Origin of the sequence: Bacillus sp. FSL R5-0397, assembly GCF_038593395.1 — a bacterium.
Taxonomy (GTDB): Bacteria; Bacillota; Bacilli; order Bacillales; family Bacillaceae; genus Bacillus; species Bacillus altitudinis.
Genome location: NZ_CP151992.1, coordinates 2,044,450 through 2,066,840, shown reverse-complemented (window position 1 = coordinate 2,066,840; position 22,391 = coordinate 2,044,450). Strand labels below are relative to the sequence as shown.

At 40.8% G+C, this 22,391-nt stretch carries 26 protein-coding genes; 25 read left to right on the top strand and 1 reads right to left on the bottom strand.

Going from position 1 to position 22,391, the window contains the following annotated elements; all coding sequences use genetic code 11:
- Positions 1-65 precede the first annotated feature (65 nt).
- The 12 genes from NSQ70_RS10440 to fni all read left to right on the top strand — a co-directional run bounded on the left by NSQ70_RS10440 (position 66) and on the right by fni (position 11,588).
- Positions 66-854, top strand: a complete 789-nt coding sequence (locus NSQ70_RS10440) for a metallophosphoesterase (RefSeq protein WP_335364297.1) — start codon at positions 66-68, stop codon at positions 852-854.
- 164 nt (positions 855-1,018) lie between these two features.
- Positions 1,019-1,597: a genetic competence negative regulator gene (locus NSQ70_RS10435; protein WP_007500984.1), complete on the top strand. Its 579-nt coding sequence runs from the start codon at positions 1,019-1,021 to the stop codon at positions 1,595-1,597.
- 196 nt (positions 1,598-1,793) lie between these two features.
- Positions 1,794-3,068 (top strand): Glu/Leu/Phe/Val dehydrogenase, encoded by a 1,275-nt coding sequence (locus NSQ70_RS10430; RefSeq protein ID WP_007500982.1) that lies wholly within the window; start codon positions 1,794-1,796, stop codon positions 3,066-3,068.
- A 124-nt stretch (positions 3,069-3,192) separates the two neighbouring features.
- Complete coding sequence (locus NSQ70_RS10425; RefSeq protein ID WP_024718498.1) at positions 3,193-4,164, top strand: YpdA family putative bacillithiol disulfide reductase; 972 nt, start codon at positions 3,193-3,195, stop codon at positions 4,162-4,164.
- A 155-nt stretch (positions 4,165-4,319) separates the two neighbouring features.
- On the top strand, positions 4,320-4,976 hold the full coding sequence (gene prsW, locus NSQ70_RS10420) for a glutamic-type intramembrane protease PrsW (protein ID WP_008344507.1): 657 nt from the start codon (positions 4,320-4,322) through the stop codon (positions 4,974-4,976).
- 132 nt (positions 4,977-5,108) lie between these two features.
- Positions 5,109-6,020, top strand: a complete 912-nt coding sequence (gene sleB, locus NSQ70_RS10415) for a spore cortex-lytic enzyme (protein WP_342502149.1) — start codon at positions 5,109-5,111, stop codon at positions 6,018-6,020.
- 16 nt (positions 6,021-6,036) lie between these two features.
- Positions 6,037-7,386, top strand: a complete 1,350-nt coding sequence (gene ypeB, locus NSQ70_RS10410; protein WP_342502148.1) for a germination protein YpeB — start codon at positions 6,037-6,039, stop codon at positions 7,384-7,386.
- A 102-nt stretch (positions 7,387-7,488) separates the two neighbouring features.
- On the top strand, positions 7,489-8,136 hold the full coding sequence (locus NSQ70_RS10405) for a flagellar brake domain-containing protein (protein ID WP_007500975.1): 648 nt from the start codon (positions 7,489-7,491) through the stop codon (positions 8,134-8,136).
- Positions 8,137-8,199: 63 nt separating this feature from the next.
- Complete coding sequence (locus NSQ70_RS10400) at positions 8,200-8,382, top strand: YpfB family protein (RefSeq protein WP_008344514.1); 183 nt, start codon at positions 8,200-8,202, stop codon at positions 8,380-8,382.
- Positions 8,383-8,453: 71 nt separating this feature from the next.
- On the top strand, positions 8,454-9,131 hold the full coding sequence (gene cmk, locus NSQ70_RS10395) for a (d)CMP kinase (protein WP_017359766.1): 678 nt from the start codon (positions 8,454-8,456) through the stop codon (positions 9,129-9,131).
- Positions 9,132-9,354: 223 nt separating this feature from the next.
- The gene (gene rpsA / locus NSQ70_RS10390) at positions 9,355-10,506 is read left to right on the top strand and encodes a 30S ribosomal protein S1 (RefSeq protein ID WP_342502147.1); all 1,152 of its coding nucleotides are present in this window, start codon (positions 9,355-9,357) and stop codon (positions 10,504-10,506) included.
- 14 nt (positions 10,507-10,520) lie between these two features.
- Entirely contained in the window at positions 10,521-11,588 is a 1,068-nt protein-coding gene (gene fni, locus NSQ70_RS10385; RefSeq protein ID WP_342502146.1) for a type 2 isopentenyl-diphosphate Delta-isomerase, read from the top strand.
- A gap of 175 nt (positions 11,589-11,763) precedes the next feature.
- Here fni and NSQ70_RS10380 read toward each other — a convergent pair whose 3' ends face one another.
- Positions 11,764-11,895: a YpzI family protein gene (locus NSQ70_RS10380; RefSeq protein ID WP_008344525.1), complete on the bottom strand. Its 132-nt coding sequence runs from the start codon at positions 11,893-11,895 to the stop codon at positions 11,764-11,766.
- Between the two features lie 178 nt (positions 11,896-12,073).
- On the opposite strand from NSQ70_RS10380, the gene NSQ70_RS10375 reads away from it, so the two are divergent.
- The 13 genes from NSQ70_RS10375 to NSQ70_RS10315 all read left to right on the top strand — a co-directional run bounded on the left by NSQ70_RS10375 (position 12,074) and on the right by NSQ70_RS10315 (position 22,376).
- Entirely contained in the window at positions 12,074-12,616 is a 543-nt protein-coding gene (locus NSQ70_RS10375; RefSeq protein WP_160757557.1) for a hypothetical protein, read from the top strand.
- Positions 12,613-13,497 carry a YIEGIA family protein gene (locus tag NSQ70_RS10370; protein ID WP_243824257.1) on the top strand — a complete coding sequence of 295 codons (885 nt, stop codon included), beginning with the start codon at positions 12,613-12,615 and terminating at the stop codon, positions 13,495-13,497. The genes NSQ70_RS10375 and NSQ70_RS10370 overlap by 4 nt, the downstream gene beginning before the upstream one ends.
- Before the next feature lie 6 nt (positions 13,498-13,503).
- The gene (locus tag NSQ70_RS10365; protein ID WP_342502145.1) at positions 13,504-13,698 is read left to right on the top strand and encodes a hypothetical protein; all 195 of its coding nucleotides are present in this window, start codon (positions 13,504-13,506) and stop codon (positions 13,696-13,698) included.
- Between the two features lie 159 nt (positions 13,699-13,857).
- A complete protein-coding gene (gene der / locus NSQ70_RS10360) occupies positions 13,858-15,168 on the top strand; it encodes a ribosome biogenesis GTPase Der (RefSeq protein WP_008344528.1) in 1,311 nt (436 codons plus the stop codon).
- Positions 15,169-15,182: 14 nt separating this feature from the next.
- The gene (locus NSQ70_RS10355; RefSeq protein ID WP_035702907.1) at positions 15,183-16,220 is read left to right on the top strand and encodes an NAD(P)H-dependent glycerol-3-phosphate dehydrogenase; all 1,038 of its coding nucleotides are present in this window, start codon (positions 15,183-15,185) and stop codon (positions 16,218-16,220) included.
- Between the two features lie 266 nt (positions 16,221-16,486).
- Entirely contained in the window at positions 16,487-16,690 is a 204-nt protein-coding gene (locus NSQ70_RS10350; protein ID WP_024718503.1) for a DUF2768 domain-containing protein, read from the top strand.
- Between the two features lie 18 nt (positions 16,691-16,708).
- On the top strand, positions 16,709-17,434 hold the full coding sequence (locus tag NSQ70_RS10345; protein WP_007500961.1) for a hypothetical protein: 726 nt from the start codon (positions 16,709-16,711) through the stop codon (positions 17,432-17,434).
- 205 nt (positions 17,435-17,639) lie between these two features.
- Positions 17,640-19,118, top strand: coding sequence for a stage IV sporulation protein A (gene spoIVA / locus NSQ70_RS10340; protein WP_008344534.1), 1,479 nt, complete (start codon positions 17,640-17,642; stop codon positions 19,116-19,118).
- 374 nt (positions 19,119-19,492) lie between these two features.
- Positions 19,493-19,771 (top strand): non-specific DNA-binding protein Hbs, encoded by a 279-nt coding sequence (hbs, locus tag NSQ70_RS10335; RefSeq protein ID WP_003215863.1) that lies wholly within the window; start codon positions 19,493-19,495, stop codon positions 19,769-19,771.
- 190 nt (positions 19,772-19,961) lie between these two features.
- Positions 19,962-20,531 (top strand): GTP cyclohydrolase I FolE, encoded by a 570-nt coding sequence (gene folE / locus NSQ70_RS10330; protein ID WP_113767082.1) that lies wholly within the window; start codon positions 19,962-19,964, stop codon positions 20,529-20,531.
- Between the two features lie 23 nt (positions 20,532-20,554).
- Entirely contained in the window at positions 20,555-20,785 is a 231-nt protein-coding gene (mtrB, locus tag NSQ70_RS10325; protein WP_008344541.1) for a trp RNA-binding attenuation protein MtrB, read from the top strand.
- A gap of 115 nt (positions 20,786-20,900) precedes the next feature.
- The gene (locus NSQ70_RS10320; protein WP_007500958.1) at positions 20,901-21,668 is read left to right on the top strand and encodes a heptaprenyl diphosphate synthase component 1; all 768 of its coding nucleotides are present in this window, start codon (positions 20,901-20,903) and stop codon (positions 21,666-21,668) included.
- A 3-nt stretch (positions 21,669-21,671) separates the two neighbouring features.
- The gene (locus NSQ70_RS10315) at positions 21,672-22,376 is read left to right on the top strand and encodes a demethylmenaquinone methyltransferase (protein ID WP_338703463.1); all 705 of its coding nucleotides are present in this window, start codon (positions 21,672-21,674) and stop codon (positions 22,374-22,376) included.
- Positions 22,377-22,391: the final 15 nt, after the last annotated feature.

Genomic DNA, 22,391 nt, shown 5'->3' with positions numbered 1-22,391 from the left:
GTTGAAACGTCTTTTTTCATTCAAGCGTCCTATAAAAGAAAGCTGATACAAGGGAGTCATTCATAATGAAATATGCCATCGGATTTACTGCTGCCATAGCGGCTGTGACAACAGGTGTGTGTGTAACAGCGAAAATGGTGAAAACGGCAAAACAAAACAACATCAAAAAGCATTACTTTACAATAGAAGGACTTCAGTCAGATCGACCTGCAGTCATTTTCTTTATTTCTGATACCCATCGCCGTCTAATTAGTGATACTTTATTAGCGGAAGTGGAAGAGCAGCAGCCTGATGTCATTATGATCGGCGGGGACTTAGCTGAAAAGGGAGTCCCTTATGCTAGAGTCGAAGAAAATGTGAAACGTTTAGCAAGGATTGCCCCGGTGTACTTTGTGTGGGGGAATAACGACCATGAGCTGCATCAGCAAAAACTCAAAGACCTCCTCCATACCTATCAGGTGACGACATTGCAAAATGAGATGGCTGTGTGGGATTTTGAAGGACAGCCCATTAAAATAGGCGGAATCGATGATATCCGGCTTGAAAAAGCAGATTATGAAGCGATACGGCCGGAGTTTGTCAAAGAAGACGTGAATATCCTTTTATCACACAACCCAGATGTGCATCACTTGATGAGTGAAGAAGAGGGAATTGATCTCGTTTTGAGCGGTCATACCCATGGGGGTCAAATTCGTATTGGGAAATTTGGTCCGTATGAAAAAGGAAGAACAGGCCAAGTCAAAGGTGCTTTCTTTCTGATTAGTAATGGTTACGGAACAACAAAGATTCCGATGCGTCTTGGAGCAGAACCAGAAACCCATCTGATCTATTTAATGCCGCTAAAAACGCGCTAAGTTGATGCCCCATCAATATTTTCCATAAAAGTCACCGTAAGCATAGCTTCATGCTTGTCTTCCGTCTTGACACAGTGTAAACTGAATACAAAATTAAGAACCTATGACTCATCATCTCATATACTACAGTATGATGTGTGTTAGAAGAGGCAGGAGGGAACGTTATGCGGCTAGAGCGTCTGAATTATAATAAAATCAAAATTTTTCTCACACTAGATGATCTGACAGACCGAGGTCTTACGAAAGAAGACCTTTGGAAAGATTCGTTCAAAGTTCATCAGCTGTTTAAAGACATGATGAACGAAGCGAATCAGGAGCTCGGTTTTGAAGCGAATGGACCGATTGCTGTTGAAGTATTTTCTCTTCAGGCGCAGGGGATGGTCGTCATTGTGACAAAGAGTCAGCAGGAAGATGCTGATGATGAGTTTGATGAAGATTACATTGAGATGCAAGTCAAGCTCGACGAGAGCAAGCATGTGCTCTATCAATTTGCCTCGTTTGAAGATGTGATTCAACTGTCCCATAGTTTAAGTCGTATTGGACTTTTAGGGGGTACAGTTTACCATTATGAAGGTCAATATTTTCTCAGCCTAGATGATTTCGAAGAACTGTCTGCAGATACGGTCATTTCTATTTTAGCGGAGTTCGGTTCACCGACGACATTAACCATTCACCGGTTAAAAGAATACGGAAAAGTGATCATGCAGGAAGATGCAGTGAAAACGATTCAACTGTATTTTTAATCACTTTTTTCTATTATATTTAATACTGTTGTGATGAAACAACAGTATTTTTTTATATCCATTTTTATATTTATAAACGCTGATATTTTATTTTGATAAAAAACGCTTTTTACCTTTGCTTTACCAGTACGAAGGTGTATACTATTGCTTGAAAGGGAGCAGTAGATCATGAAAGATTTCTAGGGGGTTTATTTTAATGGCAGCCGATCAAAACGCCGCTCATAACGCAGAAGATAAGCTAGATGTTTTAAAGTCAACTCAAACCGTCATACATAAAGCGCTTGATAAATTGGGCTATCCGCAAGAAGTGTATGAATTGCTGAAGGAGCCAATTCGCCTATTAACGGTCAAAATTCCAGTACGTATGGATGATGGATCGGTGAAAATTTTCACTGGTTATCGTGCGCAGCATAATGATGCTGTCGGTCCAACAAAAGGCGGAATTCGATTCCACCCGAACGTTACTGAAAAAGAAGTAAAAGCGCTTTCAATTTGGATGAGTTTAAAATGTGGTATTGTGGATCTTCCTTATGGCGGAGGAAAAGGCGGTATTATCTGTGATCCAAGAGAAATGTCATTTAGGGAGCTTGAAAAACTAAGCCGCGGCTATGTACGCGCAATTAGTCAAATCGTTGGACCAACAAAAGATGTTCCAGCACCAGATGTGTTTACAAACTCTCAAATCATGGCATGGATGATGGATGAGTATTCTAGAATTGATGAATTTAACTCGCCAGGATTTATTACAGGAAAACCAATTGTTCTTGGAGGCTCACATGGACGTGATACTGCAACGGCAAAAGGTGTAACGATCTGTATCAAAGAAGCGGCGAAGAAAAAAGGAATTGACATCAATGGGGCTCGTGTTGTCGTTCAGGGATTCGGAAATGCAGGAAGTTACTTGGCTAAATTTATGTATGATGCCGGAGCGAAAATCGTAGGAATTTCAGATGCTTACGGCGGTTTGTATGATGAAGATGGTCTCGATATTGACTACTTGCTTGACCGACGTGACAGCTTTGGAACCGTCACTAAATTATTTAATGATACAATTACAAACCAAGAGCTGCTTGAGCTAGATTGTGATATCTTAGTACCTGCAGCCATTGAAAATCAAATTACAGAAGATAATGCGGCGAACATTAAAGCCAAAATTGTCGTAGAAGCAGCAAATGGACCAACGACATTGGAAGGGACAAAAATTCTTTCAGATCGTGGTGTACTGCTTGTTCCAGACGTACTTGCAAGTGCGGGTGGAGTGACTGTTTCTTACTTTGAATGGGTTCAGAATAACCAAGGGTTCTACTGGACAGAAGAAGAAGTAGAAACTCGTTTAGAAGATATGATGGTGAAATCATTTAATAATATTTATGAAATGGCGCAAAACCGCCGTATTGATATGCGACTAGCAGCATATATGGTCGGTGTACGTAAAATGGCTGAAGCTTCTCGATTCAGAGGCTGGATTTAAGCGACTTATTTGCATCGCGCCTTAAAATCTCCTATCCTTAAATAGGAGATTTTTTTATGGAATCATGCAAAGAATCAAACAGCCCAGCAATTGTTATTGCAGTGAAACGACAGGAGTGGAACAAATGAAACAAGAAAAAGCGATCATAATAGGAGGCGGCCCGTGCGGTCTATCAGCTGCCATTGCATTCAAGCAAATTGGGATTGATGCACTTGTGATTGAAAAGGGCAATGTGGTCAACAGTATTTATCATTACCCTACACACCAAACCTTCTTCAGTACAAGTGAAAAGCTTGAGATCGGTGACGTCGCTTTTATCACTGAAAATCGGAAACCCGTTCGTATTCAGGCGCTTTCCTATTACCGAGAGGTGGTCAGACGAAAAAGCCTTCGTGTGAATGCTTTTGAAAAGGTAAACGCTGTGACGAAAAAAGATGGCCGTTTTACGGTAAATACATCAAAAGACGACTATACATGTGACTATGTTGTGATTGCGACTGGCTACTATGATCATCCTAACTATATGAATGTAAAAGGGGAAGACCTTCCTCATGTGTATCATTATTTTAAAGAAGGACACCCCTACTTTGATAAAGATGTGACGGTGATCGGCGGGAAGAACTCTAGTGTTGATGCTGCCCTGGAACTTGTGAAATGCGGAAGCAGGGTGACGGTTTTATATAGAGGAACTGAATATTCATCCAGCATCAAACCTTGGATTTTACCAGAGTTTGAAGCGCTTGTTCGAAATGGCACCATTCGAATGGAGTTCGGTGCAGAGGTGAAGGAAATCACAGAACAGGATATTGTCTTTACAAACCAGCAGGGCCAAACGGATCGAGTGAAAAGTGATTATGTGTTTGCGATGACAGGTTATCATCCTGATCATTCATTTTTAGAAAAAATGGGTGTAACAATCGATCCAGAATCAGGCCGCCCAGCATTTGATGAACAAACAATGGAAACAAATGTAGAAGGTATTTTCATTGCAGGGGTCATTGCAGCTGGTAACAACGCCAACGAAATTTTCATTGAAAATGGAAGATTTCATGGCGGGTTAATTGCAGAAGAAATCAACAAAAGAATCAACGGGTAAAAAAAGAACTGGGTCCTTCTAAGGGATTCAGTTCTTTTTTATGTAAATTGGGATTATATAGAAGATTATTTTTGGGAAAATGGGCTCGAGTCATATAAAAAAGGGGTGATTCGTGGTACGATAATAAAGGATAATGTAGGGAAAGAGGTCTGATTATGATCGCAATCATTTCAGCAGGTTTAGCTCCCGGCATCGCACTTTTAAGTTATTTTTATTTGAAAGATCAATACGACAATGAGCCGGTTCATATGGTCATCAGATCTTTTATGCTAGGTGTCATACTTGTGTTTCCAACCATGTTTATTCAGTATGTCCTCCAAGAGGAAAATATCGCTACGAATCCTATCGTGATTTCATTTGTGACATCGGGTTTTTTAGAAGAATCATTAAAGTGGTTTATTTTAATGGTCAGTGTCTATGCGCACGTACAGTTTGATGAACACTATGACGGGATTGTCTATGGAACAAGTGTCTCGCTTGGATTTGCGACACTTGAAAATATTCTGTACTTAGTGGGTCATGGGGTAGAGTACGCGTTTACACGTGCCTTGCTGCCTGTATCAAGCCACGCTTTATTTGGTGTGGTGATGGGATTTTATATAGGTAAAGCTCGCTTCTCTGATAAAAAAGAGCAGCGAAAATGGCTGATTCTCTCTTTAATACTTCCTATCCTTTTTCATGGCTTATATGATTTCATTCTTCTTGGCATGAAAAATTGGGGATATATTATGTTGCCGTTCATGATTTTTTTATGGTGGTTTGGTCTGCGGAAAGCCAAAAAAGCCCGTGCGGTGAAGATGGTACAAATTTAAATTGGAAAACGTCCTATACGTCTTTAGGGCGTTTTTTGTCTTTTCCATCCAATTCCCTCCTGTGATGAATGTATAAAAATAGGGATCGGAAGAAACATATATTCAAACATCAAAAGTACAGGAGGATCAAATATGGACAAAGCTCGTTTCATGAAACAAATCGTCCTTATCTTCTCAATTGTTCTGCTCGCGTCTTCATTGATGACAGCTGAAAAAAGTGAAGCTTTCACGAATCAAGTGATTCAGCGAGGAGCTACAGGAGAAGATGTCGTCGAGCTCCAGGCAAGGCTCCAATACAATGGTTTTTACAATGGAAAAATAGACGGGGTGTATGGCTGGGGAACTTACTGGGCCGTGCGCAATTTTCAAAGCCAGTTTGGTGTAAAGAAAGTCGATGGACTCGTAGGGGAAAAAACAAAAAGCCTATTAGTTCAAAAGACGAAATACTATAAAGAGTTTGTGCAGCAGCAGCTGCAAAAAGGAAATCAGTTTACGCATTATGGCGGGAGACCTCTTGATCAGCAAACAAAGGCTCCTGCGCAAAGAAACACGCAAAAAAAGACAGCACAAGGTGCAAAAGAGAATCAAAAAAGTCAAAGCGGAGGAAACAGCTCGTCTGGAAAGCAGTCAGGAAATGGTCAAGCAAATCAAACGCCGAAACAAACAGCAGCCAACATGCCAGGTGGTTTTTCAAGCAATGACATTCAGCTTCTTTCACAAGCTGTTTATAGTGAAGCGAGAGGTGAACCTTATGAAGGACAGGTAGCGATCGCAGCCGTCATCTTAAACCGTTTAAACAACCCGACCTTTCCAAACACGATTGCTGGTGTCATTTTTGAACCGCTTGCGTTTACTGCTGTAGCAGATGGACAATTTTATATGGCACCAAATGAAACCGCTAAAAAGGCAGTATTTGATGCCATTAATGGCTGGGACCCATCTGAAAGCGCCGTTTATTACTTTAATCCTGATACAGCAACAAGCCCATGGATTTGGGGAAGACCACAAATTAAACGAATCGGGAAACATATTTTCTGTGAATAAAAAGAGGTGTAAATAAATGATCAGAGGAATATTGATTGCTATTTTAGGAATTGCTGTCATCTCAACAGGATACTGGGGCTATAAAGAGCATCAAGAAAAAGATGCAGTGCTGCTTCATGCAGAGAACAACTATCAAAGAGCCTTCCATGATTTAACGTATCAAGTCGATCAGCTGCACGATAAACTTGGCGCAACACTTGCGATGAATAGCCAAACATCTATATCTCCAGCACTGGCAGATGTATGGAGAATGTCATCAGAAGCGCATAACAATGTCAGTCAGCTTCCGCTCACATTGATGCCTTTTAACAAAACAGAAGAGTTTCTAGCGAATGTCGGTGACTTTAGCTACAAATCGTCACTTAAATCTTTATCAGATGAACCATTAAACAAAGATACACACAAAACCATTACCACTTTATATGATCAAGCGGCAGATATTCAAAACGAACTTAGACAAGTGCAGCATCTCGTACTCAACAAAAATTTAAAATGGATGGATGTTGAAATGGCACTGGCTGATGGAGATCAAAAAAACGACAACACCATCATTGACGGATTAAAAACCGTTGAAAGAAATGCTGATGCGTTTGCAGATGTTGATCTTGGCCCTACAAATGTGTCAACTGAATCAGAAACGCAAGGCTACAATCACTTAAAAGGGCAAAAGATTTCAAAAAAAGAAGCGATCCGTATCGCCCAGCAATTTGCGCCTGACCACAACAAAGATTTTAAGGTGAGAAAAAGTGGGAGTAAAACGAACCGTGATGTCTACAGCCTGTCAATGTCTGACCCAGACAACCGGGCAAACTTTTATTTAGACTTGACTGAAAAAGGCGGCCATCCTGTCTATCTTCTTCAGAACCGTGAAGTGAAAAAACAAAAAATCAGTTTAAATGATGCCTCAGAAAAAGCACTAAGTTTCTTAAAGAAGCATGGATTCGATACTGAATCATTTCATTTAGATGAGAGTGCGCAATTTGATAATATCGGCGTATTTACCTATGTACCTTTACAGAATAACATATTGCTTTATCCAGATAGTATTCGAATGAAAGTCGCTTTAGATGATGGTGAGGTTGTGGGATTCTCAGCGAAAGACTATTTAATGAATCACAGAAAACGTGACATAAAAGCACCAAAGATTTCTCGAAAAGAAGCTGAAAAGACCTTAAATAAACATGTGAAGATCGAGGATACACATGTAGCTCTTGTTCAAAATGATATGTCAGAGGAAGTTCTCTGCTATGAGTTTTTAGGAACCATTAAAAACGACACATACCGAATGTTCATTAATGCAGATACTGGAAAAGAAGAAAGAGTAGATAAACTAAAAAATGCAGAACCTATATATAAAGACCTATAGAAAAGGAAGCGAGGAAAAGGCGAATAAGCCTTTTCCTTTTGTTTTATACATGGTTTAATATAAGAGAGGATACGATTTCACAGATGAAAAGAGTGATGAGGAATGTTACAAATAGGGGATGCAATCACAATTGAGTATGTCAATGAGAACAAAGAAGTGAAAACCGCAAAATCGAAAGTTTTGGAAAATAATAACGATGATATTTGCATTAATTATCCAGCTGATAAAGAAACGGGGCGCACGATCTATTTAAATCAAGAAACAGAAATCACCGTCTTCTTTTTCGATGAAAATCAAATTCCATACAAATGTACAAGCAAAGTCATTGGGAAAAGAAAAGAAGATATCCCGATGATTGTCGTTTCGATTCCGCCAAAAGAAGAAATGATTCGGCTTCAGCGAAGAGAATATCTTCGAGTGGATACGATGGTGAAAGCGTCCATTACGCAAAATGGTGAAGAAACCTTCGACACATTTATTGTCAATATGAGTGCTGGCGGTGTAGCAATTGCTGTTCCAGAAGGTGTCTCACTAAAAGAATATGGCGAGGTCGTCACAGAGTTTGAACTTTCACTTAAAGAACCAGTGAAAATTAAAGCGATTGCAGAAATGAATCGTGTTTATCAAGATGAACAGACGGGGAAAACAAGAGCGATCATGGAATTTACTGAAATCACAAACGACCACCAGCAACACATCATGAAGTATTGCTTCCAGCAGCAGCTTCTAACACGTGTGAAAAAAGTATAAGAATAAAGGTTGTCAAAAGCTTCCATACTAGAGAGAAAGAATCTAGCGTTGGAGGCTTTTTGTATGAAAACAATGGAAAGATGGCTATTCAAAGCAGTGCTCATTCAGCTCATTCTGCTTTTGGCGGTTCAGGTCACCCTTCACTTGACGAAAGGAGAACTATTTTTGTCAAAAGTCGTACAATACGAGGGTGTGAATAACATGAGCATTGAAGATTGGATTGAGACATTTAAGCAAAAGGATTGATAGAAAATTCCCCCGTTTGAGCGGTGATCGTGTTACAATTCATAAGGGAGATTCAATCAAGGAGAGGTATTATGAAAAAGAAATTATCTATCGCAATTGACGGTCCTGCTGCAGCAGGAAAAAGCACTGTGGCAAAAATTGTCGCAGCGAAAAAATCATATATTTATATCGATACAGGTGCGATGTACCGCGCAATTACACTTGCAGCACTCAATCAAGGCGTAGACCTTGAAGACGAACAGGCACTTGATGCGTTATTGAAAAACACAGTCATTGAACTTGTGTCAACTGACGAAGGTCAAAAAGTACATTTAGACACGATCGATGTCACAGAAGATATCAGAACAGACCGCGTAAGCAATCAAGTCTCTGTTGTTGCAAAGCATCGAGCTGTTAGGGAAGAAATGGTCCGCAGGCAGCAAGAGCTGGGGAACCGAGGCGGTGTCGTCATGGATGGAAGAGACATTGGCACGCATGTTCTTCCAGATGCAGAAGTGAAAATTTTCTTGCTTGCGTCAGTAGAGGAAAGAGCAAAACGTCGTTTTGAAGAAAATCAGAAAAAAGGCTATGATGTCAACTACGATCAGCTGATCGAAGAGATTGCAAGACGTGACAAGCTTGATTCTGAGCGGGAGGTATCACCGCTGAAGAAAGCAGATGATGCCATCGAAATTGACACGACTTCCCTTTCTATTCAAGAGGTTGCAGGTAAAATTTTAGATGCAGCAGAGCGTGTAGAAAAACAGTAAGAAATTTTAGAAAACTTTTATAAGTTAGAGGTTTATCTCTTGACAAACAAGGTCTTTTATTAGAAGTTTATACTAATACTATTTTTATTGATCATTCAAGCAATTCTGTTGATTTGAATGTTTCTATAATACATATTCGGCTGGCAATCATCATGCTAAGGACACATATTCACCCAGTCGTTTTAACTAAGCTGTGTAGGTTTGGACCAAGGAGGTTATCGAAATGACAGAGGAAATGAATCAAATCGATGTTCAGGTACCAGAGGTTGGAGATGTAGTGAAAGGGGTTGTTTCTAAAGTTGAGGACAAGCATGTCAATGTAGATATCGTCAATGTGAAACAACCTGGGATCATCCCAATCAGTGAATTATCAAGTCTTCACGTTGAAAAAGCATCAGATGTCGTGAAAGATGGCGACGAGTTAGAGCTTAAAGTAACAAAGGTCGAAGACGATGCTTTGATTTTATCGAAACGTGCTGTTGATGCAGACCGCGCTTGGGAAGACCTAGAGAAAAAGTTTGAAACAAAAGAAGTATTTGAAGCAGAAGTAAAAGACGTTGTCAAAGGTGGTCTAGTGGTCGACATTGGTGTTCGCGGATTTATTCCTGCGTCTCTTGTTGAGGCACACTATGTAGAAGACTTCACTGACTACAAAGGAAAAACACTCTCGCTTGTTGTGGTAGAGCTTGACCGCGAAAAAAACCGCGTGATTCTATCGCATCGTGCAGTCGTTGAGCAAGAACAATTAGACAAGAAGCAAGACTTCCTGCAAAAGCTTGCAGTAGGCAGTGTGATTGATGGAAAAGTGCAGCGCCTGACTGACTTTGGTGCATTTGTTGACATTGGCGGCATTGATGGATTAGTTCACATTTCTCAACTATCCCATGCGCATGTCGAAAAGCCATCTGACGTAGTTGAAGAAGGACAGGAAGTGAAAGTCAAAGTTCTTGCTGTTGACCGCGATAACGAACGTATCTCACTATCTATTAAAGAAACATTACCAGGACCTTGGAGCCAAATTGGCGAAAAGGTAAAACAAGGTGATGTTCTTGAAGGAACCGTTCAACGCCTTGTGAGCTTTGGAGCATTTGTTGAAATTCTGCCAGGTGTAGAAGGACTTGTGCATATTTCCCAAATTTCACACAAACATATCGGTACTCCTCAAGAAGTCCTTGAAGAAGGGCAGACTGTGAAAGTGAAAGTGCTTGATGTCAATGAAGATGAAGAGCGCATTTCACTTAGCATTCGTGAATTAGAAGAGAATCCTGAAAAACAAATCGAAGAGGATTACCGTCAATATCAGGCGAAAGAAGAAAATACAAGCGGATTCCAGCTTGGTGACCTGATTGGTGATAAACTCAATAAACTAAAATAATTTGGTGATCAAAATTGACGCGAGCAGAAAGAAAGAAACAGCATATTGAGCATGCTTTGTCGACTGGCCAGCATGCAGCAACAGGTTTACAAGATGTTTCCTTCGTTCACGCCAGTTTACCAGATCTTGCGACATCACAAATTGATACACATACGACAATTGGCGGACTGACTTTCGGTTCGCCAATTTTTATCAATGCAATGACTGGTGGAGGCGGAGAATCGACCTATGAGATTAATCGCTCTTTATCTATCGCAGCGAAGGAAACCAATATTCCAGTAGCAGTCGGATCACAAATGGCTGCACTGAAAGATGCAGACGAACGTCGTACGTATGAAGTGGTTCGAAAGGTGAATCCAGATGGACTCGTTTTTGCCAATTTGGGCAGTGAGGCGACAATTCAGCAAGCACGGGATGCCGTTGACATGCTGGGGGCAAACATGCTTCAAATTCACTTAAACGTGATTCAAGAGATTGTCATGCCTGAAGGAGATCGTGATTTCAGAGGTGCTGTTGAGCGGATCTCAGCCATTGCTGAATCAATTGAGGTGCCTGTTGTCGTCAAAGAAGTTGGATTTGGGATGAGTAAGGAAACAGCAAAGAAATTATTTGATGCTGGAGTTGCTGCTGTTGATGTAGGTGGATTTGGGGGAACGAATTTTTCTAAAATCGAGAACTTGCGCCGTCAAAAAGCACTTCGCTATTTTGACCAGTGGGGAATTCCAACTGCAGCGAGTCTGGCTGAAGTACATACAGCCTTTCCAGATCAAACCGTCCTAGCTTCTGGAGGCATTCAAGATGCACTTGATGTGACAAAATCAATTGCTCTTGGTGCGTCTGCCGTTGGATTAGCCGGCTTTTTCTTAAAATCCCTGACGAGTAAAGGAGAAAAGGGCCTCATCTCTGATATCATTGATCTACAAGATGATGTGAAGATGTTGATGACAGTACTTGGCATGAAAACAATGGAGGAGCTAAGGCAAGCTCCGATTGTGCTTACAGGGGAAACAAGTCATTGGCTAAAAGAAAGAGGCGTGGATACTACGTACTATAGTTTAAGAAATAAGAAGACAAAGGACTAAATGAAATGTAGCCCTTTGTCTTCTTTTCAGCGTGAAAGAAAACTTTTTTTGTCTATGAAAGACAGCTACTTTTTGCGGAGCGAATTTGACATTCGTGAGCACCAATGCGCAGGACTGACACTGAATGCGAGGGTTTGTCTGCACGCTGAGACATGTGGTAATCACATGTCTTTTTTTATTGATTTCTTTTGCGAGCGTCTTCCGGGCCTTCTAAAGTTGTTGCCCCTTTGTGATGAATGGATTGATCGCGATCAGATTCAACTCTTCTTGATGCCTTTAGGCGTTTTTCCTGTCTATCCTTACCCATCATACATCCCTCCTCAACTATTAGGGTGTCACCTCTTGTTTATTTCATGCAAATCCCGCACCTTCTCATATGTTTAAAAATTGGAGATTTTCCCATAATGTAATTGAGGTGATGAGGGTTGGAGGCATTGTACTATTATTGGTCAATATGGTTCGTTTGGATTATGGTGACATTTATCATGGAGAAAAGCACGTGGCGCAATGTGCTGGGCGTATGTGTTCTCATTCATATTATATGCAGTCATGTCATGGTTTCTATTTTAGACATTAGGATCAATGCAGGATTTTTGATGACCTTTTTATATGCTTGCATGTCATTCGTGATCTTTCGGCCTGCTCATCGAATCATGCGAATCATGCAATTAGGTTCCATGGTCAGTGCGTATGCCTTTTTTATGATTTTTGCATTATATGATCCAGTTTGGTTCACGATAATAAAGGTGGACTGGGTTGTATTTGCCTTGCTGATCTTGATGTGTTTAACATATGGGCATCAGTTAACGGAACGGATCACTTTATGGATGATGGCTATATGTCTGGGGGAAGCCCTTTATGCGCTTACGATTCATCGCCTCACATCTTCCATTGTCATAGGAGATCTCTCGTTTCTTTCCATGGCTGTTCAAGGAGCTGTCTTTCTATTAGGTATAGGTCAGCTTGAAAAACTCTTGAACACCCGTTCATCTAGAAAACCAGTAAAAGGGGCTGCAAAATCAACATGACGGATTACACGTTTCCTGTGATTATTGGTGTCATCTTTGGGATGACGGCTAGGCTTTATATGCTAAGAACTGATTATCGGCAATATCCCACATATATTCATGGACAAGTGATTCACATTGCGCTAGGTTTTATCGCATCAGGGCTTGGTGCTATTATTATGCCTGCGCTGATCCAGGAAGAATTCACTGCCATTACCTTTCTGACGCTTGCAGCCACGCAATTTCGTGATGTGCGTAATATGGAAAGAAATACATTGACCCAAATGGATTCGTATGAGCTTGTCTCACGAGGCAGTACATATATCGAAGGCATTGCGATCGCCTTTGAAAGTCGAAATTATATTGCCATTCTTACTGCCCTTATTACAACGACCGCCTGTATTTTCTTTTCGCTCGTCGTTGGGACCGTGGTCGGTATTCTTTGTTTTTTCATGGCAAAACTATTAATGTCAGGGAGCCAATTAAAGGATATCGTGAATATTCAAAAAGGGGAACTTCGCTTTGACGGCGCAGGACTTTACGTAAATGATATTTACATTATGAATATTGGGCTGCCTGAAAAGCAAAAATTGATTTTAGAGCATGGAATGGGGTTCATCTTGACTCCGAAGAATTTTAACTCGGCCACAACCATCGCAAACCTTGGGCAGCGGCAAGCTATCTTATTTGATTTATCCAACGTGCTTGGTGTATACCGAGATTCTGGTGAACCATCGCTTTGTCCGCTCGCAAAACGTGATCTGAATAATGGCACACTTGGCGTATTCATTTTACCGCAATGGCAGCGTGAAGATTTAGCTGTCCGTGTATTAGAAGAGGTGCCTATTTTAGAAAATGCCATTAGAATGCCGACAGATTTCATTAAAAAGAAAGTGAGGTAATAGGGCATGGCGAACACCATTGAACAATTTATATTGGCTGTGGCGACAACAAATAAAGAGCGGGTCATTGGCGGAACAGCCGTTTTTTTCTGTGAAAATAGAGAAGAGCTCGACATGTATGCCATGAATTTAGAGGCCATTTTAGATGGAATTGCACACGGCATTGGAGAAGATCTTTACTTGATCGTCAAACATTTTTAAGTTATTCATTGTGGTCTGATTAAAAATTGATATAATATATAAGTTGAACCCTTCATGTTTGAAGGGTTTATTTCATAAAACTGAATGAAAATTATAAATCCCGGTTGAAACATGATGATGAACATATTGAATCGCGGCTGGATTGAAAGGAAGGGTACTATGGGTAAACCTGTCGTAGCCATTGTTGGAAGGCCCAACGTTGGAAAATCTACAATTTTTAATCGAATCGCAGGCGAAAGAATATCGATTGTAGAAGACACACCTGGTGTAACAAGAGATCGAATCTATAGCTCTGCTGAATGGTTAAATTATGACTTTAATTTAATAGATACTGGTGGAATTGATATTGGAGATGAGCCGTTTTTGGCGCAAATTCGCCATCAGGCTGAAATCGCAATGGATGAAGCGGATGTTATTATCTTTATGGTCAATGGAAGAGATGGCGTCACATCTGCGGATGAAGAAGTCGCAAAAATTTTATATCGCACGAAAAAACCTGTCGTACTTGCTGTCAATAAATTGGACAACCCTGAAATGAGAAGCGACGTGTATGACTTTTATGCACTTGGATTTGGCGAACCGTATCCGATTTCTGGAACGCACGGGCTCGGTCTAGGTGATCTGCTTGATGCTGTCGCAGAGCATTTCAAAAACTTACCAGATACACAGTATGATGAAGAAGTGGTCCAGTTCTGCTTAATCGGCCGCCCAAATGTAGGGAAATCCTCTTTGGTGAATGCGATGCTCGGTGAAGAACGTGTCATTGTCAGCAACATCGCTGGTACAACAAGAGACGCTGTAGATACAATGTTTACGTACAATCAACGTGACTTTGTCATTGTCGACACAGCCGGTATGAGAAAAAAAGGGAAAGTATATGAAACAACAGAGAAATACAGTGTACTCCGTGCGTTGAAAGCCATTGATCGATCGGATGTTGTCGCTGTTGTTCTTGATGGTGAAGAAGGCATTATTGAACAGGATAAACGTATTGCCGGCTACGCACACGAAGCGGGTAAAGCCGTTGTGATCATTGTGAACAAGTGGGATGCTGTTGAAAAAGACGAGCGTACAATGAAGGAATTTGAGCAAAACATTCGCGAGCATTTTCAATTCCTTGATTATGCACCTGTCTTATTCATGTCTGCTCTTACGAAAAAGAGAATTCACACGTTAATGCCAACAATTATTACCGCTAGTGAAAATCATGCGATGCGCGTTCAAACTAACATTCTAAATGATATTATCATGGATGCCGTAGCAATGAACCCAACGCCGACCCATAACGGACAGCGTCTGAAAATTTACTATGCAACACAAGTGGCGATCAAACCGCCGTCCTTTGTTGTGTTTGTAAATGATCCAGAACTTATGCACTTTTCTTATGAGCGTTTCCTAGAAAACCGAATTCGAGATGCATTTGGTTTTGAAGGAACACCAATTAAAATATTTGCGAGAGCGAGAAAATAAAAAGGGTGAGCAGGATGAAGAAAATTTCAGTACTTGGAGCAGGGAGCTGGGGAACAGCTCTTGCGCTTGTATTAGCTGATAATCATCATGATGTACACATGTGGGGACATAGACAAGAATTAATTGATCAAATCAACGAGAAACATGAAAATCATGATTACTTGCCTAATGTTGCATTGCCAGCGTCTATTCAAGCGACAACAGATATGAAACAGGCACTAGAAGGGACAGATGCGATTATTGTCGCTGTGCCAACAAAGGCTATTCGAGAAGTATTGAAACAGGCCAATGAGTTCATTACGTCAAAGGTGCCATTTGTTCATGTCAGTAAAGGAATTGAACCAGATACGCTTCTTAGAATTTCTCAAATGATTGAACAAGAAGTCCCAGAAGCGAAAAGGGAAGCAGTGGTTGTCCTGTCAGGACCAAGTCACGCTGAAGAAGTTGGCTTGCGTCATCCGACAACTGTGACTGTCTCGTCAGAACATATTGAAGCAGCTCAATTTGTTCAAGATTTGTTCATGAACAATCATTTTAGAGTGTACACCAACCCTGATGTGATTGGGGTGGAAATTGGCGGGGCGCTGAAAAACATCATCGCTCTTGCGGCAGGGATCACAGATGGACTCGGATATGGCGATAATGCGAAAGCAGCGCTCATCACAAGGGGGCTTGCTGAAATCGCCCGCCTCGGCACAAAAATGGGAGGAAACCCTCTTACGTTTGCCGGATTAACAGGTGTTGGAGATTTGATTGTCACATGTACAAGTGTTCATTCGCGTAACTGGCGCTGCGGTAATTTACTCGGTAAAGGATATAAGCTCGAAGAAGTGCTTGAAAAAATGGGGATGGTTGTCGAAGGCGTCCGCACAACAAAAGGCGCTTATCAGCTCTCCAAAGAATACAAGGTCAGCATGCCGATTACAGAGGCTCTTTACGGCGTCCTATTTGAAGGGAAAAAGGTTGACGATGCTGTAGAATCCTTGATGGCACGTGTGAAAACACATGAGATGGAAGACCTTGTGAACATGTTCGAAAACCAAACAAAGTAATTGGAAGACTGAACTTAGGCGTGTAGAGGATGCAAGAAGGGGAAGACTTGCATAACATAACAATGAAGTTTGAATAGAGCTTTGCCTCTACAGAATGAGGAAAAATAGTCGACCTAATGACTGAAGCAGAGTCCCCCTCTTTGCTTCAGTTTTTTTATTCAATTTTTTCTGAATGATTGGAAAAATGATTGATATTTTACTTAATTTTGGTTTAGAATGAAATATAAACGCTTACAATTCGTTTATATTAAAGGGGGACAGGCACGATGAGTTTTGCTTTAATCAAGATGTGGTTTGCGCTTGGTTCAATGGGGCTCATGTTTTTAGCCGTTGTAACCATTTATCTGAGTAGGTTTAAGCTGAAGAGTCGATTTCTGAAAATAACAGCCTCAACTGTCGCGTACAGCTTAATGCTCATATCAGGTATCATTGTGTTTTTAGTTGTAGTTAGCGGGCCGGTCAATGAATAAAGAAAAAGGAAGAATGTGATGATCAAAGCAAAAATCAGTGTCATGCTGTTAACACTTATTTTACTTACGGGGTGCCTCTATCCAGAGAATCGCAAAGCTGAAAACCGCGTGCCATATAAAGAGCAGCTGCAAAGTGTGCAGACAGCGATTGAAGATTTTCAAAAAGCGACAAACGGCCTTTTACCGATTGAAACAAAAGAAGGCGACACACCTATTTATCAGAAGTATGTCATTGACTTTAAGCGTCTGTCACCAAGATATTTACACGATGTACCGTCGACATCTTTTGAAGGCGGGGGCGAATATATCTATGTCCTCACAGACGTCGAACAAAACCCAACGGTGAAACTGCTTGATGTCAAAATGACACAAACGATCAGTGAATTACGTCTAAGGATCAAAATATATCAAGATGAACATACATATCCGCCATATGGCAAAGTAGTATCCAAAGATTTATATACGTTAAATGAAAAAAAACTAGGGTTAAAAGCACCGCCTACAGTGACGAGCCCTGTCACGGGTGAATCACTTCCATTACTGATTTCCTCAAATGGCGAAATCTATGTTGACTATCGCAGTGATTTTGCCCAGATTTTGAAAAATACGAAACAAAAGCTGAAACCAGGTGAAAATATTCAAGATGTCTATTGGCAGGAAACCCCGTTTGTACCAGCGTTTTCTGTTCCATATACGATCAACAAAAAAGGTGAGCCGGCTTTTTTAGAAAAAAAGACGTCATAAACAAGAATGAACCTTTCTCCTCTGCATATAAATGAGGAGAAAGGTTTTTTTATGGCTAAACATACTCTCAAAACAAAAAAGGTGTCATATTCAAATAGGACAACGTCATACACATATATTGTCCTGACACCTTTCAAGCACCGTTTGATTGAAGTATAGAGTATTTTATTTGAAAACGAGGATAGCAAGTCCGGGAGGGGATCACTTGGAAAAAGTCGATATTTTCAAGGATATCGCTGAACGAACAGGAGGCGATATATATTTAGGAGTCGTTGGAGCTGTTCGTACAGGGAAATCTACGTTTATTAAAAAGTTTATGGAGCTCGTGGTGCTCCCGAATATCAATAATGAGGCAGACCGTGCAAGAGCACAGGATGAATTGCCGCAAAGCGCAGCAGGAAAAACCATTATGACCACAGAGCCAAAATTTGTGCCAAATCAAGCGGCATCCATTCACGTGAGTGACGGCCTGGATGTCAACATTAGGCTTGTCGATTGTGTAGGCTACACCGTGCCTGGTGCACGCGGGTATGAAGATGAAAATGGTCCGAGAATGATTAATACGCCGTGGTATGAAGAGCCAATCCCGTTTCATGAAGCAGCGGAAATTGGTACACGCAAGGTCATTCAAGAGCATTCAACCATTGGTGTTGTGATTACAACAGATGGATCCATTGGGGAAATCCCAAGACATGACTATATTGAATCAGAAGAACGTGTCATTGATGAACTCAAAGAAGTTGGAAAGCCGTTTATTATGGTGATCAACTCTGTGAGACCTTATCACCCTGAAACAGAAGCACTGCGGCAGGAACTTAGTCAAAAATATGATATTCCTGTACTCGCGATGAGTGTCGAAAGTATGAGAGAACAAGACGTCCTCAGTGTACTTCGTGAAGCATTATATGAATTCCCAGTGCTTGAGGTGAATGTGAACCTGCCAAGCTGGGTCATGGTACTAAAAGAAGATCATTGGCTAAGAGAGAGTTATCAGGATTCAGTGAAAGAAACCGTCAAGGATATTAAGAGATTAAGAGATGTTGACCGAGTGGTAGGTCAGTTCAGTGAATTCGATTTTATCGAAAGAGCGGGCTTAGCAGGCATTGAAATGGGTCAAGGGATCGCAGAAATTGATCTGTATGCGCCGGATGATCTATATGATCATATCCTAAAAGAAGTGGTTGGTGTGGAAATTAGGGGCAAAGATCACCTTCTTGAGCTCATGCAAGATTTTGCACATGCGAAAACGGAGTATGATCAAGTGTCTGACGCTTTAAAAATGGTGAAGCAGACTGGTTATGGAATTGCGGCACCAGCTTTGTCGGATATGAGTTTAGATGAGCCGGAAATCATTAGGCAAGGATCAAGATTCGGCGTCAGATTAAAAGCAGTCGCGCCATCTATTCATATGATTAAGGTAGATGTAGAAAGTGAGTTTGCGCCGATTATCGGAACAGAAAAACAAAGTGAAGAGCTTGTCCGATACTTAATGCAAGACTTTGAAGATGATCCGCTTTCTATCTGGAATTCCGATATATTTGGACGCTCACTCAGCTCGCTTGTCAGAGAAGGCATTCAAGCAAAACTTTCGCTAATGCCGGAAAATGCAAGGTATAAACTAAAGGAAACGCTTGAACGAATTATTAACGAAGGATCAGGCGGTCTGATCGCGATTATTCTATAGGATGTGAGACCTCTCATTGATGGGGGTCTTTTTTTGCGTGCGGGTGAAGTCATAAAAAGACAATTGTATAAAGATTAGTCAGATTCAGGCTGAAATTAGGAATATTCGTTCGCAAAAGTGCCCTTAATCCTTGACGAATAAGGATTCTTCCCTTTAAAATGCTTGATATGGTATTTCATATGTGTTAATCTACTTACAGAAAATCTTCACTTTGTTGGACAAACATTCCTTCAAAGAGAAGTTTTCTAATGAAAAGCCATGTATGACGCTTTCTATACGCTCTTTTTTTCAAAAAAAGTGTATAGAAAGAAGATGAATTGTGAAGAAATGATAACAATCTATTGAATGCATATTTTTGGGAGGAGGTGAAAGGCATGAACAAGACAGAACTTATTAACGCGGTTGCTGAAGCAAGCGAGTTATCTAAAAAAGACGCGACAAAAGCAGTTGATTCTGTTTTTGATACAATTTTAGATGCACTTAAAAATGGTGACAAAATCCAACTTATTGGTTTTGGTAACTTTGAAGTACGTGAGCGTTCAGCTCGTAAAGGACGTAACCCACAAACTGGTGCAGAGATCGAAATCCCTGCAAGCAAAGTACCTGCTTTCAAACCAGGTAAAGCACTTAAAGACGCGGTGGCAGGTAAATAATCGTTATGTGTAATGATCCTATTGAAGGAGTTATACATATACAGTTTCACACTGGTCTAGAAAAGCCCCTTTGATAAGGGGCTTTTCCTTTTGAATCAAATGGTTTGTTTAGAACGCTCTCCTTTGCTTTTAGGATCTGAAGTGTGCTAGAATCTGAATGAAATGTAATCGCCTTTGGAGGATATAATACATGAGTGAAATAAATAAAGAATTAATCGAACACGCGGTACGCGATATATTAAAAGCAATCGGAGAAGATCCAGATCGTGAAGGACTTCTTGATACCCCAAAACGAGTAGCAAAAATGTATGAAGAAGTGTTCTCGGGAATAAATGAAGATCCAAAAGAACATTTTAAAACCATTTTTGGTGAAGATCATGAAGAACTTGTTCTTGTCAAAGATATTGCTTTTCATTCAATGTGTGAACACCATCTTGTGCCATTCTATGGCAAAGCCCATGTCGCTTATATTCCGCGCGGCGGAAAAGTAACGGGACTCAGCAAGCTGGCGAGAGCAGTAGAAGCCGTGGCAAAGCGCCCGCAGCTTCAGGAGCGCATTACATCAACGATTGCAGATAGTATGGTGGAAACTTTAAATCCACATGGTGTGATGATTGTCGTTGAAGCAGAGCATATGTGTATGACGATGCGCGGAGTGAAGAAGCCCGGCGCTAAAACCGTCACTTCAGCCGTACGCGGTACATTTGCAAATGATGCGGCAGCAAGAGCAGAAGTGCTTTCATTTATTAAAAACGACTAATCCATAGATGGAAGGTGAACAGATTGAGTGAAAATAAAGCATCTGATTTTGTGGTGATTAAAGCCATTGATAATGGTGTCAATGTGATCGGCTTAACTAGAGGTTCCGATACAAGATTTCACCATTCCGAAAAGCTCGATAAAGGTGAAGTCATTATCGCACAATTTACTGAGCACACATCAGCCATCAAAGTGCGGGGCGATGCTGTCATTCAAACAAGCTTCGGTGAAATTCAAAGCGAAGCAAAGAAATAACGAACGACTATGCACTTGATAGCATGAAAGTCAGGCCTGATATGGTATAATAAATCTCTATACAATGTAGAGAGCTACATATGAAACTGTAATTTTTGGGACAAGGGTGATATCTTTGCAAGACATCTACGGAATTTTATCTAATCTGAATATAAAATTAAACAAAAAGCTTTCTCATCCTTATTTGGCGAAGCATTTGCGTGCGCCGCTCATCGATGAAGATAAGCTCCTTCTTTTTCATGCAATGTTTGATGAAGCTCAAATCGATGCTGAGAAAAAAGAAAATTATATTTTAACGGCGATGCTTGTGCAAATTGCCCTTGATACCCATGACGAAGTCACAACTGCTGCAGCCATCAAACAAGACGAGTTCAAAAATCGTCAGTTGACCATCCTAGCAGGAGACTATTTCAGCGGTCTCTATTACTCTCTTCTCTCTGACATGAAAGATATTTACATGATCCGTACTCTCGCCACGGCGATCAAAGAGATTAATGAACATAAAATTAGACTATATGATCGATCCATTCAAGATGCAGCCCACTTTTATAAAAGTGTTGCTACAGTGGAATCTGCGCTATTCCAAAGAATTTCTGAGCACTTTCAATTGACGCATTGGAATGAAATTGCAAGTCGCTTCCTTGTTTATAAACGTTTTATGAAACAAGCAGAAGACGACAAACATTTAAAACTTTTTTTGAACGATAGCTATACGGACGCCTATACATGTTTTGACAACTTTGAGAATGAAGGCTATGAAAAGGCCAAACGATCAATCAAGGAGCATCTAGTTTCATCTCCGATCGTTCAAAAAGAGCTATTAAATCGCTTGGATCATATGAAAAATGAACCTGCGTACCATCAGAAAGTGGAAGAAGGGTAAGTCATGCAGCAATCAAAAGAACAGCGAGTACACGGTGTATTTGAAAAAATTTATAAAAACTATGACCAAATGAACTCTGTCATTAGCTTTAAACAGCATAAAAAATGGCGCGATAAAACAATGAAGCTCATGAATGTTCAAAAAGGAGCCACAGCGCTAGATGTATGTTGCGGAACTGCCGATTGGACGATTGCACTTGCAGACGCTGTTGGAGAAACAGGCGAGGTCAAAGGCCTTGACTTCAGTAAAAATATGCTGAGTGTTGGCGAAACGAAGGTGAAAACAGGCGGCTACAATCAAATTGAGCTGCTCCACGGCAATGCAATGGAGCTTCCTTTTGAGGACAACTCATTTGATTATGTCACAATCGGTTTTGGCCTTCGAAATGTCCCTGATTACTTAACAGTGCTAAAGGAAATGACACGAGTGGTAAAACCCGGTGGAATGGTTGTCTGCCTTGAAACATCACAGCCTGAGATGATTGGGTTTAAACAAGGGTATTATGTCTATTTCAAATACATCATGCCGCTCTTTGGCAAGCTGTTTGCCAAAAGCTATCAGGAGTATTCATGGCTTCAAGAATCAGCCAAAACGTTCCCTGGCATGAAAGAACTGGCGTCTCTTTTTGAAGAGGCCGGTCTGTCTGATGTCTCGTATCATCCATTTACAGGCGGTGTAGCAGCAACACATATCGGAAAGAAGCTTTGAATAAACGATATTTGG

Bases quoted from the DNA above. Each gene is read 5' to 3' on its own strand.
- NSQ70_RS10440 (WP_335364297.1), top strand. From the start codon at position 66: ATGAAATATGCCATCGGATTTACTGCTGCCATAGCGGCTGTGACAACA.
- NSQ70_RS10435 (WP_007500984.1), top strand. From the start codon at position 1,019: ATGCGGCTAGAGCGTCTGAATTATAATAAAATCAAAATTTTTCTCACA.
- NSQ70_RS10430 (WP_007500982.1), top strand. From the start codon at position 1,794: ATGGCAGCCGATCAAAACGCCGCTCATAACGCAGAAGATAAGCTAGAT.
- NSQ70_RS10425 (WP_024718498.1), top strand. From the start codon at position 3,193: ATGAAACAAGAAAAAGCGATCATAATAGGAGGCGGCCCGTGCGGTCTA.
- prsW (WP_008344507.1), top strand. From the start codon at position 4,320: ATGATCGCAATCATTTCAGCAGGTTTAGCTCCCGGCATCGCACTTTTA.
- sleB (WP_342502149.1), top strand. From the start codon at position 5,109: ATGGACAAAGCTCGTTTCATGAAACAAATCGTCCTTATCTTCTCAATT.
- ypeB (WP_342502148.1), top strand. From the start codon at position 6,037: ATGATCAGAGGAATATTGATTGCTATTTTAGGAATTGCTGTCATCTCA.
- NSQ70_RS10405 (WP_007500975.1), top strand. From the start codon at position 7,489: ATGTTACAAATAGGGGATGCAATCACAATTGAGTATGTCAATGAGAAC.
- NSQ70_RS10400 (WP_008344514.1), top strand. From the start codon at position 8,200: ATGAAAACAATGGAAAGATGGCTATTCAAAGCAGTGCTCATTCAGCTC.
- cmk (WP_017359766.1), top strand. From the start codon at position 8,454: ATGAAAAAGAAATTATCTATCGCAATTGACGGTCCTGCTGCAGCAGGA.
- rpsA (WP_342502147.1), top strand. From the start codon at position 9,355: ATGACAGAGGAAATGAATCAAATCGATGTTCAGGTACCAGAGGTTGGA.
- NSQ70_RS10380 (WP_008344525.1), bottom strand. From the start codon at position 11,895: ATGGGTAAGGATAGACAGGAAAAACGCCTAAAGGCATCAAGAAGAGTT.
- NSQ70_RS10375 (WP_160757557.1), top strand. From the start codon at position 12,074: ATGGAGAAAAGCACGTGGCGCAATGTGCTGGGCGTATGTGTTCTCATT.
- NSQ70_RS10370 (WP_243824257.1), top strand. From the start codon at position 12,613: ATGACGGATTACACGTTTCCTGTGATTATTGGTGTCATCTTTGGGATG.
- NSQ70_RS10365 (WP_342502145.1), top strand. From the start codon at position 13,504: ATGGCGAACACCATTGAACAATTTATATTGGCTGTGGCGACAACAAAT.
- der (WP_008344528.1), top strand. From the start codon at position 13,858: ATGGGTAAACCTGTCGTAGCCATTGTTGGAAGGCCCAACGTTGGAAAA.
- NSQ70_RS10355 (WP_035702907.1), top strand. From the start codon at position 15,183: ATGAAGAAAATTTCAGTACTTGGAGCAGGGAGCTGGGGAACAGCTCTT.
- NSQ70_RS10350 (WP_024718503.1), top strand. From the start codon at position 16,487: ATGAGTTTTGCTTTAATCAAGATGTGGTTTGCGCTTGGTTCAATGGGG.
- NSQ70_RS10345 (WP_007500961.1), top strand. From the start codon at position 16,709: ATGATCAAAGCAAAAATCAGTGTCATGCTGTTAACACTTATTTTACTT.
- hbs (WP_003215863.1), top strand. From the start codon at position 19,493: ATGAACAAGACAGAACTTATTAACGCGGTTGCTGAAGCAAGCGAGTTA.
- folE (WP_113767082.1), top strand. From the start codon at position 19,962: ATGAGTGAAATAAATAAAGAATTAATCGAACACGCGGTACGCGATATA.
- NSQ70_RS10315 (WP_338703463.1), top strand. From the start codon at position 21,672: ATGCAGCAATCAAAAGAACAGCGAGTACACGGTGTATTTGAAAAAATT.